This is a genomic window from Teretinema zuelzerae (assembly GCF_021021555.1).
Lineage (GTDB): Bacteria > Spirochaetota > Spirochaetia > Treponematales > Treponemataceae > Teretinema > Teretinema zuelzerae.
Map to the genome: position 1 here is coordinate 857,172 of NZ_JAINWA010000003.1, position 19,608 is coordinate 876,779.

Below are 19,608 nucleotides of genomic sequence, written 5' to 3' on the forward strand. Positions count from 1 at the left end.
CTACGGAACGAGCGAAGAAATGAGACCGAGCAGGGAACCGGTTCCGATCATCACGAGGCCGGCTGAAAGAGAGCGCTCGGGTATCGAAGACGCGGAATCCACAGACGCGTCGTACCAGGCGCCGGTTACGCAGGCGGTCGATCCGAGCGTCATAAGGCCCGCGACTGCCCACGAGGGAATCTGCCTGTTTCGCATGAGAAGCTCTTCTTTTCTCCACTCGGGACGTATGATCTCGAGAACCGTCCAGGAACCTTCCTTCCAGGTCCGCGGCTCGCGGGGCGGAGGAAGCGCCTCGGCAATCGGTTCATCAGAAGCGGGAAGAGCGGGATCGAGGCCGAGCACCGGCCGCTTGCCCCAGAATTGCTCGACTTCGCCGGATACCGGCTGAGACGACAAGGGAACCGGCGCTTCGGAAGAGGAGCCGGTTTCTATCACCCGCTCGACCATGTCGCCGCCGGAAAGCTCGACAGGCTCGGCGGCAACGCCGGAACCCTCGTCCGTTATTTCCGACACCAGAACAGCCCCGGAAAAGCAAAATACGCGGTGCGTCATGCGCACGCCCGCGGCGGAAGAGGCGTCCTGATCGACCAGAAGATCGCAGCCGAAATCAGTGCCGCGGACGCCCGCGACCAGGGTCGGGGTAGACAGCCTGAAGGACGAATTGCCCGACAATGTTGCTACCTTCGCGCGAATACGGCCGTAATGAAGCTCTCCGGAAGAGGAGCGGCCGGCCGAGTCGGAGGAACAGAGAAAGGAAGTGTTTTCCGCTATTTGAATCGAGGCCCTGGGCTCCCGCACGGACAATTCAAGAAAGGTGGAAGGTCCGGTCTGCAGGATGTCGCCTGAAATCAATCGGGTGCCGATCGCTTCCAGATCGTCGACCGAATACACGCGCCGGGAAGACCCGCGAAGCAGCGTAAAAGTCGAACCTTCTGCCCATACGATGGATCCGAAGACGGCGCCGCTTCCATCGGGAGCGGAAACAGCTCCTCCGCGCGCCTGGGACAACACGGCGACGGCAGGGAAGAGAATCAGGAAGAGCGCGCAGAGCAAAAGTCTTTCATTTCGCATAGTTATGGTATAGTATAAAGGCCTATGAATCGGAACACAAGCAGGATCGATGTACAATATACCTCCGATTCGGTGAATGAAACCCTCCCTCCCCGCCTTCCGGCTCCGGACGCAGGCGCATCCGGAACAGGAGAAACCGGCGTCATACGAACGCTCTGGTACAATCAGGGAGAGGATCAGTTTCTCCGGCTCGACGACTCCATAGAAGTCCCCTCCTTTCCGGTGCATCACGACATCCGCTCGCATCGTCCCCCCGTTTTATATGAAGAAAATCTCGCAAAGGTGCTGCGCCAATGCGTACGAGCAATACCCTCTCTTTTCGCCGGCACAACCTGGTATTTCGATCCCGTTTCGATACTGACGCCTTCGTTTTTCAGGATCGACGAATGGAATGGCGCCCGATATCTCTACGTGTGCCGCCTCGATCTCGCCGCCCGTCCCCTGGAAATGAACATCCTCGCGCAGGGCTCGAACGACCGGACGCATCAATACCTGAGCCGGCGGCTCTACTTCGAATGCGACTGGTTTCCACTCGCCGGCGGCCCGGAAGGGGCATTCGACATAGAAGCTTCGATTCCGGCTACCTGGAAGGGAGAAGCCGGCCAGGGATACATGATCCACGGGATCTGGATGGACTCGGACATCAACAAGTTTTTCAGCAAGCTGATCCTCCCCCCGGGGATCAGGAACCACCCGTATTATCCGCTCACCTGCAAGCGGCACTGCGTGAGCATGAACGCGGCCGGCCGCCGGAATCCGGGAGCGCTCCACGCGGCGAGAAGCTTCATCGAACCGGCGCTCGAGGACATTCTGTCGTACCTCAATACCTATTCCTTTTCGGAACTCGCGCCGCTGTTCGTCGGTTTAAAAAAAGATGTTCCCGAAGAGCTTTCGCAAGAATGGAAAAATCTCAGCGTACGCCCCTACCTCAACGAACAGGACAACAAGGAGTATCAAATTGTTTTTTAACCCGCCCCCTTTCAAAACCCGCTCTGATCTCGCAGGTCTCAAGGTCACCGTCATGGGGCTCGGCCTTAACGGCGGAGGTTTGGCGACCGCGCGTTTTTTCGCCGCAAGCGGAGCCCTGGTGACGGTTACGGACAAAAAAACCGCGGAAGAACTCGCTCCGAGCGTCGCGGCTCTCGGCGACTTCCCGAGCATCCGCTTCGTACTCGGCACGCACGAGCTTTCCGATTTCCAAAACGCGGACATCGTAGTGAAAAACCCCGGCGTTAAAATGCAGGGAAACGAGTACCTCGCGGCGGCGAAATGCATAGAAACGGACATATCGGTTTTTCTCCGCTTCAGCGCATCGCCCATACTTGCGGTAACGGGAAGCAAGGGAAAGTCCTCGACCGTCAGCGCGCTTCACTTCGGCCTCAATGAAACAGGACCGAAGGCCCTGCTCGGGGGAAACATCACCGTCAGCCCGCTCACCTTCCTCGACGAGACGGGACCGGACGTTCCTGTCGTACTGGAGCTTTCAAGCTGGCAGCTCGCGGACCTGCGGGGACGAGGACTCCTCAAGCCCCGCATCGCGATACTCACGCCCATCATGCCCGATCATCAAAACTGGTACGGCGGAATGGAGCCCTACGTCGCGGACAAAAAGCTCATATACGCGGACATGGATTCATCGTCGAACCTTCTGTGCAACCGGGACGACCAGTGGGGTCCCGTATTCGCAGAGGAAATAGCAGAAAAACAAAACGGCCCGCGCGTTCGCTGGTATTCAGGAGAACCGCTGGATGAATATCTTTGCGGGGCATGGCTCGACCCGGACGGCAGAGGCCTCATGAGGAGCGAACCGTGCGGAACGCCGGTAGAAATTCTTCCCGCGGAACTCTCCGTTCCCGGAAGCCACATGCGCCAAAATCTTCTAAATGCCGCACAGGCGATGGTGCTGTTCGGACGCGATCCGGCGAAGACAGCCGAAGCCCTGTCCCGGTTCCCGGGCATTCATCACCGCCTGGAGTTTTTCCACGAATGGGGGGAGTAAAACTCTACAACGATTCGGCAGCGACCATACCGGAAGCCGTCGCGGCGGCCCTCTCCTCGTTCAGCGAACCGGTCGTCCTCCTCTCGGGCGGCACCGACAAGAATCTCGACTTCGCTCCCCTCGCCCGGGAAGCGCACCGGGCGAAGGCCGTCTTTTTGCTGGCGGGAACGGGAACGGATAAACTGATACCCCTTCTGCGCGAACAGGGAGTCGCATTCAACGGCCCCTATCCCGATCTCGGCGCCCTTCTCGAAGCGGCGAAGAAAACCGCCCGGGCAGGCGACCGGGTCGTGTTTTCACCCGGAGCGACCAGCTTCGGACTCTTCCTCAACGAATTCGACCGCGGCGCAAAATTCAAGGAGACGGCAATCCGCGTGTTTTCCTGAAAAGGGTGTATACTGACGGCACCATGAAAAAGTACCTGCCCTTCGCGGTTCCCGTCGGTATAGTCCTGGTCAGCTCCCTACTGTTGTTTTCATCCCTGGACAGAAAAATTCAGGACCGGTTCCACCGCGCCCTCCCCCCCCTCAAGGAAGACCAATCGATCCTCCTTTTAAACGTGGACGATCTCGCGATCGAGCAGGTCGGCCTTTTCCCCTGGCCGCGGGACATCATGGCGGACGCGCTCGTCTTCCTCAAGGAGATGGGAGCCCGCACGATCGTATTCGATTTAAGCTACCTCGACCGAAGCCCGCTCAAGGTCGATCCGGTCTACATCCAAGAGGAGCTGCCGCAATACATCGAATGGCAATTTTCTGCCGTGGACGAAGCCGTCTCTCAGCTAGTAAACGCCTTCAGCGAAAGAAAAATCGACCCGTCCGATGCCGACGATTGGAAGGGGCAAATGCTGGACATTACAGCCGAGGCGCGCTCGGGAATCGAGACCTCGGTATCCTACGCGGCACGGGATGTCGATGAGTACCTCGCCAAGGCGCTCGGATTTTTCGGCAATTCCTGGCTCACGCTCACCATGTACTCGGCCGATGAACTGGGAGGTCCGGACAAGGCCTTCAGCATGGACGCCTACAATCTTCCCTGGCTCAGGGAACACATCGCGCTTTCGAACATCTATCCCGAAAACGACTCGAAAACGCCTGAACAGCTGTGCTTCCAGAGCGCGCTTCCAGTGCTGATGCAAAAGGCGCGCGGTGCCGGCTTCGTAAACGCGTATCCCGATCCGGACGGCTACAGAAGGCGCGTCCATCTGGTGATGAAGCACGAAGGCACCTATTACGGGCAGCTGGTGTTCATGCCCCTCCTGGACATGCTCGGAAAACCGGAAATCGAAGTTACAAACGACCGAATTGTTTTGAAAAACGCCCGCGTCGGCGAACGGACGAAAACGATCAGCATACCGCGCGACGAAGAAGGCTCGGTCATCGTAAACTGGCCGCGCAAGCAATACGCGGACTACCACGGCATTTCAGTGTGGCAGCTCATCAAGAACACTGAAAAAGAACGCGCTCTTCTGACAAATCTGAAGTCGATGGAAGAATACGGTTTTCTGGGATACTGGACGGAGGCCGACACGCCGACAGAGCTCTACGCCCGATGCGACTACCTCAAGGAAGAACTGATGGAAGCCGGAGCCGGCCGGAACGAGCTCTCCGCGGACGACTGGCTTGCCTCGCGCGCGGACTTTTTCTCCTCCGTGGAACGCCTGCTCTCGGCGGAATACGAGACGACCATTCTCTCGGACATCGACACAGCCGATCTGGAAACGAGGGACTATGTGGCGGACTTCTTCGCCGGCATGCGTACGCAGTTCGCAGAGCTGCTCGCGTACCGGGAGGAAACAAGGAAGGTAGCCAAGGACGCGTTCTGCATCATCGGAACCACCGCGACGAGCACGACCGATGAAGGCCTCAACACCTATCAGGAGCGTTTCCCGAACGTCGGCATCCACGCGACGCTCGCGAACATGATCCTCTCGGAAGACTTTCTGGACGACGCGCCGTGGATCGCATCAGTGCTCAGCGCGCTGCTTCTTTCCTTGCTGATGGGCTACCTGATCCGCCGCTACGATTCGAAGCGGTCTCTCCTCGCGGGAGCAGGAGTGATCGTCCTGTCCTGCCTCGTGCCCTTTCTCGTATGGAGATTCGCCAGGGTGTATTTAGGGGTCATCGTACCGCTGGTCTCGACCTCGGGAACATTCGTCATCCTCACCGGCATGAATTTCTTCAATACCGTCAGGGAAAAATCCTTCCTCCGCTCCGCATTCTCGCGGTATCTCTCTCCGGAAGTAATCAACGAAATAATAAACGACCCCTCTCGTTTGAACCTCGGCGGAGAAAAAAGGGAGATGACCGCGATATTCACCGACATCAGGGGATTCTCGGGGATTTCCGAGCGGATGGACCCGGCAGAACTGGTCAACCTGCTCAACCTCTATCTCACCGAAATGAGCGACATCATTTTGGCGAACAGGGGAACGATAGACAAATACGAAGGAGACGCAATCATCGCGTTCTTCGGCGCTCCCATAAAAATGGAGAACCACGCGTCCCTTGCCTGCAAAACGGCGATCCAGATGAAACGGGCGGAACGGCTTTTAAACAGGCGCATCAGGGACGAAAACCTGAGTCCGGAGCCGCTGTTCACCAGAATCGGAATCAATACCGGAGACATGGTCGTCGGCAACATGGGAACAGCGAACAAGATGGACTACACGATAATGGGCAACGCGGTCAATCTCGCGGCCCGGCTGGAAGGCGTCAACAAGCAGTACGATACGCGGGGCGTCCTTATCAGCGAACATACGCGCCGGCAGATCGGAGACGAGTTCCTGCTGAGGCGGCTCGACAGCGTGCGCGTAGTCGGGGTAAACACCCCGATACGGCTGTTCGAACTGTGCGACATCGCAAGCCAGGCCGTGGATGAAGCGATGGAAGAAGTTAAAAACTGGGAAGCCGCGATGGATATGTTCGAAGGCCGCCGGTATCAGGAAGCTTCACTTCTTTTCGAACGCCTTGCCGCGGCCGACGAAAACGATGGATGCGCACGGCTCTACTCCAGGAGATGCGCCGAGTTCATCGCCCGACCCCCCGAAGAAAGCTGGGACGGAGTGTTTAACCTGACCCAGAAATAAGACATCGCAGGACAAGGCCTCGCCGGCGCCGGAACGGGCATCCCGAGGCTGCAGGTTAATTGCAGGCTTTTGCCGTCAGATAAAAAAAACGCCCCCTCACCAGCGCGATTCGCTTTCAGGGGGCGTTCGTCTATGATTCGCAGGTTCGTTATTCTTCAACCCACTCGATATCGTTCGTAGCGTCGCTTGCGCGGGTGGACGCCGTCGATACGCTCGAACGTCCTTTTTCCAGCTCCGTGCCGGTCGAAGATTCCTTAACCTTGGCGCCGAGTTTTATGCCGCCTTTTGCTGATCCTGAATCCGCGAGCAGTTTTTCAAGAGCGCCTTTCTGCATGGCCTTTATGGCGACGTTCCGGTTTCCCTGCACGACGACCAGAGAGGAGTTCAAGCCTACGTTGACGACGGCGGTAGGAGCGAGAACCGAGTCTTTAAGCACCGGCTCCCATTTGCCGGGAGAAACCTCGCGTTCAACTTTTCCGGTTACGGATTGAACCGTGTATCCGCCGACTGCGGCGTCCTGGGCAGTCAGAAACGCGCCGAACAGTATGGTCAGAGCAAGGACGAGAATTGCCGACTTTTTCATTCTTCACCTCCAGTGAATCTAGCTTAAGTATAGATCAAACAACCTCTGCGAACAGCGTTCACAGCGTAAAATCCATCAATCCTGCGGGATCGAACCCGCGCCTCTTCATGTACGAATATACACCCATGAGAAGAGGATTATCGTCCAGAATTCGATATTCCGTAAAATTGGACGTTTTTTTTACGAAATCTCCGTTTTCACCGTCCTCTGCATCCCACACAGTGTTTCGCATGAGCGTATTGGAACCGGTTTTAACAATCGCCCGGGAAGCTGCGCGTTGTTCAGAGTTTTGCTTAAACCGGGCGAGAGAAGCCGCATGGCGGGCTGAAATACCGCTGTTCTGCGCATTGCGCACGACAGTATCCGTCGCGTCGCGTTCAGGCATCACCGGCACGAATAGAGCGTTCGGCTGCACGCTTCGAACGTCTTGAGCCGTACGCAGTTGAGCTTCAGCGGCTGATCCGTTCGTAGACTCGGTTGAAGCTCGGCGCGTAAAGACTGCCGGCTTCTCGGTCCAAAGAGCGGCCGCCTTCCCTTCATCGGCAATAGCTTCTTTGTACGCCCGCGCGAGATACGCTCCGTTCTCCTTTTCTGCAGCCGCGAAACGCGCCCCGATAACGCTCTCGTTCACCGCTCCGGCGCCGGTATAAAGCGCTACGGCGGCAGGGCCTGTCGTCAAGGTGTAAGAAAGAGTGAGCGTTTTAGCCTTCGCGTCGGTAAGAACGAGGGTATAGTTCCCGGCCGCCGTTACGCCGGTTATCGTGGAAGTTCCGGTTGCCACAGTTCCCGTAGCGGCGCCGCCGACAACGGTATTCGTTCCCGAGGACGCCCCGGCAAGACTCAAGCCGGAAACAATACCGGCTCCACTGTTCCACGACCAGTTCATCGGGTGGTTGACCCGGGTAAGGGTGTGGGTCGAATCGACATACGAAGCCTTGAAAAAAACCTGCGCCTCGTTGCCCACCGCATCCGTTATGGACATGCGATACAGGGTATCGTACGCGAGTCCGGTCAATTCGTTGTATGCGCTCAACGAAGTCCAACCCGTATCGGTATATTTCTTGTATTGACCTACGGCGACATCCGTTGTTGAAGACACCATTGACGAAGTGATTTTCCAATCGTCCGTGGTATCGCTGGAAGACCAGGACGCGAATGCCGGGGGCGTCGTGTCAGGGGTATACGTAACGGCAACTTCGGCATAATTTCCGACCTTGTCGAATACGTAGATCTTTGTTGAATCGGCAGTAACAAGGATTACGGAAGTTCCGGTCGGCAGCGCTGAGGGCGTTGCCGTCGTGCTAAAGCCGGAGATATCAGAGGCTCCGGATGCGACCGCAAGACTGGAAACATCATAGCGGTCCGCGAGGCGATACGTCAGGGTCGGAGGGGCGCCCGTAGCGAATAGAGCCGTTCCGCTATGCGTCGTTCCCGTTGCGGGAGTGCCCGAAAGCTTATGAGTACTGTCTACGACGGGAGCGGAAAGATCCTTTTGCCACTTGTCGCCGGTGCCGGTATTGATGATTTCAGAACTTGAGGTTAATCCGACGGCGTCTTTCAAATGAATATACAGAGAGGTTGAGCCGGATGTCGTCACGCTTGAAGGAATGGCGATACCGGTCTTGGCAGTTCCGCTCGTCCAGGTCTGGTCGGCACTCGAAGCCGCAGTCCAATTCGCCGTTGTGGGCGCCGTGGTTGAAGTTGCGATGAGCCAGAGTCCCGAGCCTGCTCCGCCGTCCGAAGGCGTAAAAGAAAAGGTTCCGTCCTTGATATATACGACGTTTGACGCTTCATACATCCAGGTATGCTCCGCAGGCGTGAACGCGGGCCCTGTCGTGACAGAAGGCGCGTTAGAGTCTTTCGCCCACTTAGTATAGGTCGCGTCGTAGCTGAGTTGTTTCTGCAAAATGTTCCCGACGCCGTCCTTGACGTAGAGATATACTGCCGTAGGAGTAGTCTCAACTAGGCTTGTAAAGTCTACAGTCCTGGAAGCGCCGTTCCAGGCGTTCCATCCGTTCGTTGCAGAACCTCCATCAATGGAGTTGGCGGTTGCGACGCTCGCCGCGTCCGCGGCCGTCGAGACAGCGTAGGAAACAACGTCTGAAAGAGCGTCGCTCGCGGCGAAAGTCGTTGTAAAGCCCTGCCCGTAGCAGGCGAGAGTCGCGCCGCTGCCGCCGCCGGCTAGCGTTCCGGTAGTCGCGGAGAAGGTCGGACCGGTAGTAATCGACGGATTCGCTTCATCGTGAACATACTGCACCGCAACTTCGGCATAGTTTCCAACCTTATCGAATACGTAGATCTTCGTAGAATCGGTTGTCGAAAGATCGACGCTGATTCCCGAAGGACGAACGCCCGGAGAGGAAGTCGTGCTGAAGCCCGAAATATCAGCGGCCCCCGCAGCAACCGCCAACCCGGTAATCGCATAACTGTCGGCAAGCTTGTACGTTAATTTCGGAAAAGCTCCAGCTGTGAACAAGGCCGTTCCGCTGTGTGCGCTTCCGGCGGAAGGAGTGCCGGAAAGAACATGCGTCGCGTCCACCACCGGAGGAGTCGCGTCCAGCCGCCAAACATCGGAAGAATCGGTATTCTGAAGACGAACCCCGGGAAGAACCCTGCCGGTATCGTCTTTCACATGGAGCCAAACGGCCTGCGCGGCTGAAGCGGAAATTACATCCGATATGTTCACCGTTACCGGCGTATTGTGAGTCCACGCAAGCGATCCCCAATCAATCGGAGCGGTCGAAGTCGCAGTAAATGCGTACAGCCCGGAGCCGACCCCGCTGTCTGTTACGGTAAATCCGAGGGATCCGGATTTCACGTACACGGTGTTGGTCGCCGTATCCTCGTCGACCCAGGTGTTCGCCACCGGAGTAAAGACAAGACCTGCACCGAGCGCGGGAACATCGTCATCCTTGCGCAGCGTAACCTTCTTCTCGCACGCAAGCGATGTATTCCCGACATTATCCACAGCGTAGAAAGCATACTCAGTCGCCGTTCCGGTCGCCGTAAGAGTAACGCCGCTTGTCGTTCCGGTCACATCGGTCGGGGTGCCGCCGTTGTTCCAGACAGCCTTGAAATGTTTCAAGAGAGATCCGGAATCCGAGCCGCCGCCGAGTGCGAACGTAATCGTGTCGTTAGCGGTGAACCACGTTTCGTTGGCAGTTCCTTCTGTATTCGGATTGATAAACTCACCCGTTCCCGCGGCATGAGCGCTCAAGGTCGGCTTTCCAGGAGACGTCTTGTCAAGGTTGAGCTCAAGCACGACAGGCGTCGCGTTCCGGTTCCCGACCCAGTCCCGTTCAGAGAAGCTATAGACTTTCCAAACGTTCTCCGCTACCGCGCTCACTTCCACAGTAGGCGTTTCGGCATTGTCGACGGTCCATGTCTCGGTACCACTGTCGATCGTATATCCGTAGCTCCTGAAACCGGATGGATTCGTTCCCGTATCGCCGGCGTTTCCGAGGACTACATTAAAGTTCGTATCCGACGGGACATAATACCTTCCTGCGGAGAAGAGATACGCATTCGCGGGAAGCGTGGGAGTAATGACAGGATCATTTGGACGCGTGGTATCAAGTCCTATGCTCGAGCTGCCTACGGAACCGGCGTCGGAATTATTCGCAGAGTCCCTCAGGGCAACAGTGACTGTCTTTGCTCCGTCCGCTGCCGTATCGGTGAGAGTCATTCCTGAGATAGTTACTGTCTGACTTATTCCGATCGGCAGGGTCTGGCCGTCTTTCACCGAGAGCTTCGTCGCGGTCCTGTCGAGTTTTGTTCCATCGTACGTTGTACCATCCCAAACAAAGGTCGCGGAAGATACATTCACTCCGGTAAAGGTCAGCTCGCTCAAGCCTGAAGCCGTTTCGGTAAACGTGAAGGATGCCGTCACCGAAGGCGAAGGAGTAAAGCCGGCCTTAACATCGGAAGTTGCGGAGGTCGCAGTGAGACCGCTGATCGCAGGAGGTGTCGAATCGCGGCTGAAAACTAATACATTTGAGGCATCAGAAACATTACCCATCGCGTCTTCAAAGGTAAAATACATCTGAGTGTCGTTAGTCGAATTTTCAGGAGCATAGGATTTCGTGAAAATATCGCCGCTTGCAACCTCTGAAACCGGAGAATCTGATTGCACATAATCGCCTGTACCGCCGAGTTTAATAAACTCATAAACCTTCACGATTCCGCTTCCGTCGGGATCTTCCGACGGACGATCGGTCGCACGGGCGCGAATGTAAAGAACATCGGTATTGCTGAGCCAATATCGTCCGCCTTCGTATCGATAGGAAGTACCGGCGGCGTTGGTGCACTCGACGGCCGTTATTACCGGCTTCCGCTGATCGTACACATGGCCGACGCGGTGGACCACCACGTTACCAACATTGTCGGGCACGGTAATTTCCGCGAAATACTGTCCGCTGAGAGTAAAAGTAGTATCGGCGGATGCCGGTAAAACGATGGTCGCAGAACCGTTTCCCGATTCATCGAGAACGATCGAGGAGGAAGAGCCGATTGCTGTTTCAGTTCCCGAAGCGCTCTTTCGATACAAGGCATATGCCGTGGAAGCTATTTCTGAACCGCTGCCGTCGCTCGCGCCGGAAAGAACCAGCTTGAACGAGGGATGGGTCGCGCCGCCGGTATACGAGTAATCATTCAGCGCGAGAGCCGTCGCGGCAATTGTCGAGAACGGTTTGCTATAGAGTGGTACGCCTGCGGTCGTCTGTACTGCCGTATTGAAGGTCGGCGCTGTAGTATCGAGAGTAACGGGCCAGGATTGGGACGCTGTGCGTCCCGACCAGTCGGAGATTTCCAGGTCGATGGATTTCTCGCCGTCTCCTGCAGTCAGTGATATTGGAACTGATTCAGTTTTGCTCGTCGCGGCGGAAGGAGCCGGAGCGGTGCCCCATGACGCATCAGCCACCGTCGCGAAATCCCCTGAAAGTTTGCGTTTATACAAGCCGGAAGTTCCGTCCGTTCCTGCAAGATCAAGAGTTCTATTCCGCGTATTGACGAAGCGCGTTCCTCCGCCGGAAGTGAAATCGACGCTCGCCAGGTCGAATCCGGTTATTACAGGATTTGCTTCGTCGAGATAGATAGACCCTGTTCCCGCCGCTCCCCCGTTGTTTCTCAGGGCGTCGGCTGCGGCAACGGAGAATGCCTTCAACCCGTCGCCCGCATCGAGAGTCGCCGCCAGTTCGACGGTAAATGCTGTTCCGGCGGGGAGGTTGTCGGTCGATGTGAAGGTAATCGTTTTACCGTCTGCAGAGATCGAGGAAACCTGAGCACCCGACGGCGGCGTAACAGCGGTAACCGTATACGGGCCCGCGAGCGTCAGCGTTTTTACACCGACTCCGGTTTCAGTGATGGAAAGCTTGATCCTGACAGTGCGCGTCGTAGTAAAGTTAGCGGCTCCAGGGAAGCCCATTCCGTCGATACGCTCGACTACGGCGGAAACCGTCGGGCTCGTCGTATCCAAAACGAAGGAATTCGTTCCCGCTGAATCTAGGTCTCGCGTCGAATGATTTCCGGCAAAATCCATCAGATGGATGTAGCCCTTGACCGCTGTATTCTGGCTCAGGATGGAGCTGAATTTCGCTGTTCCGTTCACGGCACCCGAACCATATAGATTCCAATTATCGCCGGTCAGAGCGTCATCGAGAACGGAAGAAGCAAGGGAATACACCGCATTCGACGAATCGACCTTCCATGCCCGCACGCCGGAACCGTTCAAGCCGTCGGACGGAGTAAACTGCATGGAAGGGGTTTTCCCGTACCGTTTCGAATGATGAACGACTTCGGTTCCTAATCCGGCAGTCAAAGCCGAAAAAACAGGACTCGTTTGATCGAGGGAAACCGTGAAGGATGCGGCGGTTCCGGAATCGCCTTCGTTGCCGGCTGCGTCTGCGAAGGCTGTTTTAATCTGATACTTGCTGCCGTTCGCCAGGGTAAAGGGTTTCGCCGCTACGGCTGACGAAGAAGAACCGTTGACGCCGCTGCCGCTCCACAGGTACCGAAGTGCCGGGTCTGCCGCGGCAGGCTCGGAGGCGGCGGCGCTTTCGGTGGAACCGCTTGTCACGGTTCCCGAGCTGTCTGTTTGAGTCCAGAGTATCCGACCGGAGGAAATGCCGGAGCCTTCGGGATCGACGGAAGGCCGGTCCGTAGCGGCTGTTCTGAAAATAACCTGGGGCGTATTCACGAAAAGAGTACCATCGCCCGCTTGATACACCAAAGAAGCCGCTCCGCTCACGTTGAACACTGCAGGAGCTGCCGAGAACGAGGGAGGAGTCCGGTCGAAGTAATACCCGGCTCGTGCGGCTTTTTTATTTTCGACGTTATCGAAGACAGCGACCTGCGCTATGTAGGTGCCGCTCGAGGGTCTGCCGAGTATCCCGTTCACGGGCAGGCTGACCGCTGCGGAGGAAGAACCGAGGGCGACTGTTTTCTCCGAACCCGCGACGAGATTTTCCGCGCCCGAGTTCGTTCTATAATAGAGCGAGAATTCATGAGCCGCGCCTGCTTTCACGCCGGCTCCTGCAGACCCGTCGCCGGGGGCAGGATCGGAAGCTGCAAGATCCAGCGTAAAGCCGGACGCGTCTGTTCCGTTCCCCGAAACACCTGCGATCGAATTAGAGGCGATCGTTATCGACCCGTTTTTTAACACGACGGTCGCGTCGGGAGGCGTTGCATCGAGCACGACGGAAAAAGATTTTCCACCGCTGTTGCCGGCATGATCCGCCGCTGAAATCATCAGTTTTTTTAAGCCGTCCGTTCCGGAAAGAGAAAGGGCCTTCGCCGGAGACGCGGCGTAGAGATTTTCCGCCGCGGCCGATATCGATTCCGCAATGCTTTCTGAAAGAGCCGACGAACCGGCATCGTTCGCGATCGCGTAGGATTTCAGGCCGCTCACTGCTTCACCCGCCGTTCGAGCTTCCGTTGCCGAGAACGAAAGCGTTACCGCATTTGAGGCGGACCACAAGGTTCCCGAGGAGTCGCTGTAATAACCCGACCCGGCAACAGGCGCCGTTATTGCGACGCTGCCGACGACGGGAGGGCGGTTGTCGAATACGATGCGGTTTCCGTTCGTCACGTCCGCGCTTGAAGAGGACAGGCGAACCCGGTCGCGGACGCGGAGGGTTATCGAACGGCTGTCGTTGACTGCGTCGATCTTGAGCTTTCCGCTGACGAAATACAAACCGTTTCCGAGATCGGTTCTCTTGACCATGCTAACCGAAAGCGCGCCCGAGGTTTGAGCTTCGCTGAGTATTTCCCCGCTTCCAGCCGAGAAATAATCCGACGTTGCGCTTCCGATGGAATAACTGAACGAGCCTACTCCGGAGCCTTGCCCGTCCGAAGCGATAAATCCGAAATACCATTCATCTGAATTCGAGTACTGCGAACCGGGGTTCGCCATGGCCGTACCGCTTTGAGACGGAGCGGAGGCCGCGCGGAGGAAGAACGAGGAAACGGTCGGATCGGTATTATCGAGGAAGGCGGAGTCCGACGAAGGAGAAGCGGTGATGTTTCCGGCCTTGTCCATAAACCATGCGTTCAGTGCATGGCTGCCGTCGGTATTCGACACAGTGCACGAAGCGGTGACACCGTCCGAGTATGCAGTCCAGCGCGGATCTGCGTACGAGGGAGCGGCAGAGCCTTCGGCGACGAGATACTTCCACATCCCGCTGAGCGAGTCGGAGGCCTGGAGAATCGCCTTGAATTCCGGCGATCCGAGCATGCGATACTCGCCGATTTCTGTCGTTCCCTGAATCGATACAGGACCTGTGCCGGAAGGAACAGGAGGAGTCCTGTCCAAGAGCAGACCGTTCACGGCAGCCGCCTCCGAAGCGTTGCCGAGATCGTCCCTGAACTTCACATAGAGGGGAATTGATCCGTCCGCGACAGCGGCGGGAATAGCGAGAGACATCGTTCCCGAGGCCGAACTCCACTCGTCGAATCCTGCAGACGAGTTGAAGCTGAACGACCATTCGACGTTCGCGGAACGGGTTCTCAAAACAGAATCGGAGCCCGCAAAACCGGAGTCGGTTATCTGATTCGAGCCGGGCAGGCGTATCTGATTATTCGCCACTCCGTTGTAGTAATTATTTAATTGTCCTTCGGGTTTGAGCAGAGCGCTGTTGGCCGCGGCGTCCGGGGCGACAGTGTCGCGAATGAAGCGATAGACGGGAGCGTCTGCGAGCGCGGTTCTGTTTCCGTTGCTGTCTGAAACCTGAAGAGCCAGGCTGACGACGCCGTCTGTCGTAGTTTGCAGCTGATACGCGAATACAGGAGCCGTAGAACCGTCGTTGTCGTCGTCTATGTAATCGAAATATTTCTCGACCGTTTGGCTTGATTCAGGAATCGTGCCGTCGGCCAGATGGGTAAGAGTCTCGGTTACATAGAGGCGGCTTACGCTCGCGATGGCGTCGGCCGCGTCGACCGATAGATACACGGTTCCCGCGGAACCTATGCGGTGGCTCGCCTCGTCTGCGGAATCGAAGAATACAGCGGCCTGGGAACCGGCATTGATTGCGTTAAAGAACGGAGCCTCGTTGTCTTCGCTCGCTCCGACGTAATACGTCCAGTTGTAGTCTTGCGCCATGGAAAGGCCGGACGAATCGAAGATCGCCTTATCGAGGGTTACCGCGATTTTTTTCATGGGAGGAATCGCGTCGGCGCCGGAGCGCGGCTGGATCGTCAAAATTTTACCGCTTGCGCTCAACTCGGGATCATAGAAATATTTTTCATACGATTCGAATTCCGAATCGGCTTCCAGAGCGCTTTCCGTTCCCTGGATGCCGATATTCTTGAAAAGCCCGGTTACGGAGTCGCGTTTCACCTGCGTTCCGTCTGTGCCGGTAGAAAAGATGAACGAGGAGGGATCGATCGCTTTAGAAAAATATACTTTTACCGGGAAATTTCGAACGACGGCGCTTTGCACGGAACTCTCGGGAAGCTTGCTGAGAACAGAGGGGCGCTTTTCGCATACCGGCATTATCTGCAGATCGGCTGATTCTATTTTCAGAGTCGCGGTGGTTTCAAGGGCTAAGGGATTGCCGAACTCGACGGCGTCGGCCAGCTCGGTATTGAGGTCGTTTCGATAAAATGCCGCCCAGCGGACGAAGCCGTAATTGTCGTCCACCTTCGTAAGATATAAATTGAAGGGAACACCGACCTTGACTGTCGTTACGCCCGAGGGAGTAGTGGTCGTACTGCCTGCGTTCGCGATCACACGGATATCGACTTTTGCAGCGTTCGCAACAGTCACTTCCTGTTTTATTTTCGCCTTGAAATCCTTGTCGCCGGACATGAAGTTATCGCATCCGTTCAACATGAACAGCGCGGCGACGAACAAAACAGAAGCCGAAAAAAATGATCCGTGTAATCGTTTCATAGCCTACTTCCTTTTATGCCGGTTAAACCGAAACCGGCGGAATCCATATCCGACAATTCCTCCGAGGCCGGCGAGAGCGCCTGCTAGGGCGGCTCCCAATGGCACACGGGAAGATTTCTGTACATCGTCAATCCTGCTGTCAGCAACGGTCGCAGCTTCCACAGGCGCGGCAGCTTCCACAGGTGCGGCGGCTTCCACAGGCGCGGCGGCTTCCACAGGCGCGGCAGCTTCCACAGGCGCGGCAGCTTCCACAGGCGCGGCAGCTTCCACTGGCGCGGCGGCTTCCACAGGCGCAGCAGCTTCCACAGGCGCAGCAGCTTCCACAGGCGCAGCAGCTTCCACAGGCGCGGCAGCTTCCACAGGCGCGGCAGCTTCCACAGGCGCAGCAGCTTCCACAGGCGCGGCGGCTTCCACAACGGTGTCAGCTTCCTCAGGCGCTGCGGCTTCCGCAACAGTCGCAGCTTCCGCAACTATCGCGGATTCCACAGGCGCAGCAGGTTTCACCGGAACAGGGGAAGGAGCCAGGAGTGGCGGCGGAACGACAGGGGGTATTACAGGCGGAACTACCGCCGGAATAGCAGGGGGAATTACCGGAGCGATTACGGGCGGAAGCAGCGGCGCGCTAACGGAGCGCGGCTCCGAAAAGAGGCTGAGTTCTGAGGCAAGCGAGCGGCGAACGGGAGGAGCGGACGCGACAATCATCGGCTCCCGGGAAGGAAGGTCTGGCGCGGGGGCAGACGCCGGAGACTCGGAAGAAACCGACGGCGCCTCCGAGATCGCTTCCGGAGCGGCGCGGGCGACGGGTGCCGGTTCAGCCGAGACAGTCCGAGCGGCTGACGCGATCGGTTCGGCAGCCGGATGAACGAGCGTTTCCGCTGCGACTGCGGGGGCGGTTTCCGGAGAAACGTCGGCGACGGGCGCCGGTTCGGCAGAGACATTCAGAGCGGTTGACGCGATCGGTTCGGCAGCCGGAGGAGCGAACGTTTCCGCTGCGACACCGGGGGCGCTTTCCGGAGTGGCGGAGGGAGGGGCGACAGCCGCGGATAAAGCGGCGTCAGCGAGCGGCTGCGGGATGGGGCTTGATTCGTCGGTGTCGGGGTCGCCGCCGACGCCCTCCGGAGAAGAATCTTGAGATTCTTTGTTTTCAGGGTCGGCGGAGGAAGCGAGAGAGGCTTGAACGATCGGGACTGCAGGAACCGCCGGGACAGCGGGAGGAAGAGGGGTTCCGCTTCCGGGATTGCCGTCGGCCGGAACCAGGGGAGAATCGCCGCGGACATCGGAGACCGGGACGCCGCGATCAAGGATTTCTTCCATGGAATTTTGAAGGACAGGAAGAGGGGGGCGAACCTGCGGAGGAGGAAGGGCGGCGCCGGTTTTTTCCGTCCCGGAAGATTCGCTCCAGACGGTGGTTTCAAGACGTTCGGAGAAGGACCAGGCGCGTCCGGTTTTATCGAAGAAGGAGCCGAGGTAGGAGAAGTCGCGGTAGAGCGCCATGTCGCGCGTGCCAAGTTCCGCGTAGAGGGCGTCGGAGTAGCCGAATTCGTCCATCTCGTAGTAGCAGCGCGCGGAGCCGAGCAGCGCTTCGTGAAGGGACTCGTCCCGCGAAAGCGCCCACGAGTAATAGCCCAGGGCTTCCGAATATTTCTGCTCCATGAAGGCGACGTTTCCCAGGTTGACCCAGGCTCGCGAATATCCCGAGCCGGCGGCGGCGGTGAATTGTTCTTTCGCCCGGGAGAGCATGCCGTAGCGGCCGTAAAGGATGCCGAGAGAGTTGCGAACTGCGGGGTCGTCTTTTTTGACGAGCTGAGCTTCGAAGCCGCGAACCTGCGGGCGGATGAGGCGCTCGACCAGGGTGTCGATGGATACGTCGAAGGCGGCGGCGGTTTTCGAGTCCTCCGGCAGGGAGAATCGGCTCGCGGCGCCGGGGACGCTCACCGGACGATACTGGGTCCAGGCGGATCTGACCGGATAGAGGGCGGCCTCTCCGCGGGAAAAGGCGTCACCCCACTCTTTCGCGCCGATGCGCCAGGCCTTCGCGAAGCCTTCCTTGGTGAGGGTGATTTCCAGGGGAACCCAGACCTCGCCGTCGACGACCGCGAACTGGGAGAGGTCTCCGAAGACCGAGAGCGCTTCGGCCTCGGTGAAGCCGGAATCGAAGCCGATGAAGATGTGGCCGGGTATGGTGATGAAGGAGGCGCGGACGCCGATTCCTTCCAGGAGAGAACAGAAGAGGATGGAGATGTCGTCGCAGTCGCCGCCGCGGTACATGAGGGTTTGATAGGGATATTGCAGGAAGTCGAGGGAGGACCCCGAGCCCGAGAGGTCGGCGTAGGAGCTGGCCGGATCGATGACGTAATTCAGGCCGTACTGGTTGAGAGATTCGAATATGCCGATCGCGTACTGCATGTTGCGGCTTAAGCCCGGCCGGAAGCGTTCCTGCACGACGGACGACACGTAGCGGGAAAACCAGAGGGCCGCGGGGTCCTTGGCCGACACGAAGGCGGCCGCCCTGCGGTCGTCCTCCCAGGACATCGCGTTGCGGTGCTGAACCGGAAGGCGCACCTGGATTTCCGTATGGCGCTTGGAACCGAGCACCTCGTAGGAGAGAAGAAAGCGGCCTTCGGCTTCGATGGATTCGGTCAGATTGAGCATGGCTTCGTTGAAAAAGGCGGTGAGCGGAATTTCCGCCGACTGCCCCGGAGCAAGAGATTCGATTTCGGCGCATTGTTTGGGGCCGCTCATGAACTGCTCGAGGTAAAAACTGCCGCGGACGCCGGTGATCGTCGTATCTTCATGGTTGGTGATCCGCACCGAGCCGAATGGATTGTCGTCGTACCAGGAGTAAAAGACGGGGAATACGTTGCCGGTTTTCACCGGTTCGGCGAGAACGCGGGCGCGGGGGGAAACGAGTTCGCCGATGTCGACCGAAAGTCCCATCCCCAAGGACACCGAGTTCATGAAGGGTTCGGGGGAGTACATGTAGTGCCTGGCTGAAAGGTTGACGGACGCGGCGAGAGACGGGGTAAGCCGCCAGGCCGCGGATGCTCCGGCCCCCGCGGCGATTCCCGAGATGCTTCCCGTCGGCGCCGAGGCGCTGTACACGCCGCCTTCGAGGTCTCCCCGGACCGAGAGCCGCTCTCCGATTCTGCGCCTGAGGGACGCGCCCAGCGTGCCCTCAGTCAAGGCGATGCTTTCACCGGTGTCGAGCGGTATTCCGGTGTAGCCGGCGCGGAGAAACACGGCAGACCAGGTCGACGGCTGAACGTCGAAAGCGCCGAAGACCGCCGGCCCGCTGCCGAAAAGAGGGGCGCCGAGGGGGCGGAATACTGGGCGGAGACGCGGAAGGCGAAGGGGCTTTCCGCGGGAAGCTGCGGCTGATGAACGAGCATGACGATGACGGCGAGAGGAGCCGCCTGTTGCAGGCGGAAAAGACGGCGAACCGTCAGGGCAATTCTGCTTTTTGAAACCGCGTTCCACGCTCC

6 protein-coding genes and 1 pseudogene are annotated in these 19,608 nt (G+C 58.0%); 3 read left to right on the forward strand and 4 right to left on the reverse strand.

Features of this window, described 5'->3' with window-relative positions; genetic code table 11:
• The gene (locus tag K7J14_RS11105; RefSeq protein WP_230756167.1) at nt 1-1,071 is read right to left on the reverse strand and encodes a FecR domain-containing protein; all 1,071 of its coding nucleotides are present in this window, start codon (nt 1,069-1,071) and stop codon (nt 1-3) included.
• A gap of 24 nt (nt 1,072-1,095) precedes the next feature.
• On the opposite strand from K7J14_RS11105, the gene K7J14_RS11110 reads away from it, so the two are divergent.
• The 3 genes and pseudogenes from K7J14_RS11110 to K7J14_RS11120 all read left to right on the forward strand — a co-directional run bounded on the left by K7J14_RS11110 (nt 1,096) and on the right by K7J14_RS11120 (nt 6,158).
• A complete protein-coding gene (locus K7J14_RS11110) occupies nt 1,096-2,040 on the forward strand; it encodes a hypothetical protein (RefSeq protein WP_230756169.1) in 945 nt (314 codons plus the stop codon).
• A gap of 52 nt (nt 2,041-2,092) precedes the next feature.
• Nucleotides 2,093-3,456: pseudogene (gene murD / locus K7J14_RS11115) on the forward strand (UDP-N-acetylmuramoyl-L-alanine--D-glutamate ligase).
• Nucleotides 3,457-3,479: 23 nt separating this feature from the next.
• Nucleotides 3,480-6,158: a CHASE2 domain-containing protein gene (locus K7J14_RS11120; RefSeq protein WP_230756171.1), complete on the forward strand. Its 2,679-nt coding sequence runs from the start codon at nt 3,480-3,482 to the stop codon at nt 6,156-6,158.
• 148 nt (nt 6,159-6,306) lie between these two features.
• On the opposite strand, the gene K7J14_RS11125 is transcribed toward K7J14_RS11120, so the two are convergent.
• Genes K7J14_RS11125 through K7J14_RS11135 form a run of 3 tightly spaced genes read right to left on the reverse strand, consistent with a single transcriptional unit; the run spans nt 6,307 to nt 19,603 of the window.
• Complete coding sequence (locus K7J14_RS11125; RefSeq protein WP_230756173.1) at nt 6,307-6,741, reverse strand: hypothetical protein; 435 nt, start codon at nt 6,739-6,741, stop codon at nt 6,307-6,309.
• A 58-nt stretch (nt 6,742-6,799) separates the two neighbouring features.
• The gene (locus tag K7J14_RS11130) at nt 6,800-16,126 is read right to left on the reverse strand and encodes an Ig-like domain-containing protein (RefSeq protein WP_230756175.1); all 9,327 of its coding nucleotides are present in this window, start codon (nt 16,124-16,126) and stop codon (nt 6,800-6,802) included.
• Nucleotides 16,127-16,129: 3 nt separating this feature from the next.
• Entirely contained in the window at nt 16,130-19,603 is a 3,474-nt protein-coding gene (locus tag K7J14_RS11135) for a tetratricopeptide repeat protein (protein WP_230756177.1), read from the reverse strand.
• Nucleotides 19,604-19,608: the final 5 nt, after the last annotated feature.

Coding starts and splice junctions, on each gene's coding strand:
- K7J14_RS11105 (WP_230756167.1), bottom strand. CDS start 1,071: ATGCGAAATGAAAGACTTTTGCTCTGCGCGCTCTTCCTGATTCTCTTC.
- K7J14_RS11110 (WP_230756169.1), top strand. CDS start 1,096: ATGAATCGGAACACAAGCAGGATCGATGTACAATATACCTCCGATTCG.
- K7J14_RS11120 (WP_230756171.1), top strand. CDS start 3,480: ATGAAAAAGTACCTGCCCTTCGCGGTTCCCGTCGGTATAGTCCTGGTC.
- K7J14_RS11125 (WP_230756173.1), bottom strand. CDS start 6,741: ATGAAAAAGTCGGCAATTCTCGTCCTTGCTCTGACCATACTGTTCGGC.
- K7J14_RS11130 (WP_230756175.1), bottom strand. CDS start 16,126: ATGAAACGATTACACGGATCATTTTTTTCGGCTTCTGTTTTGTTCGTC.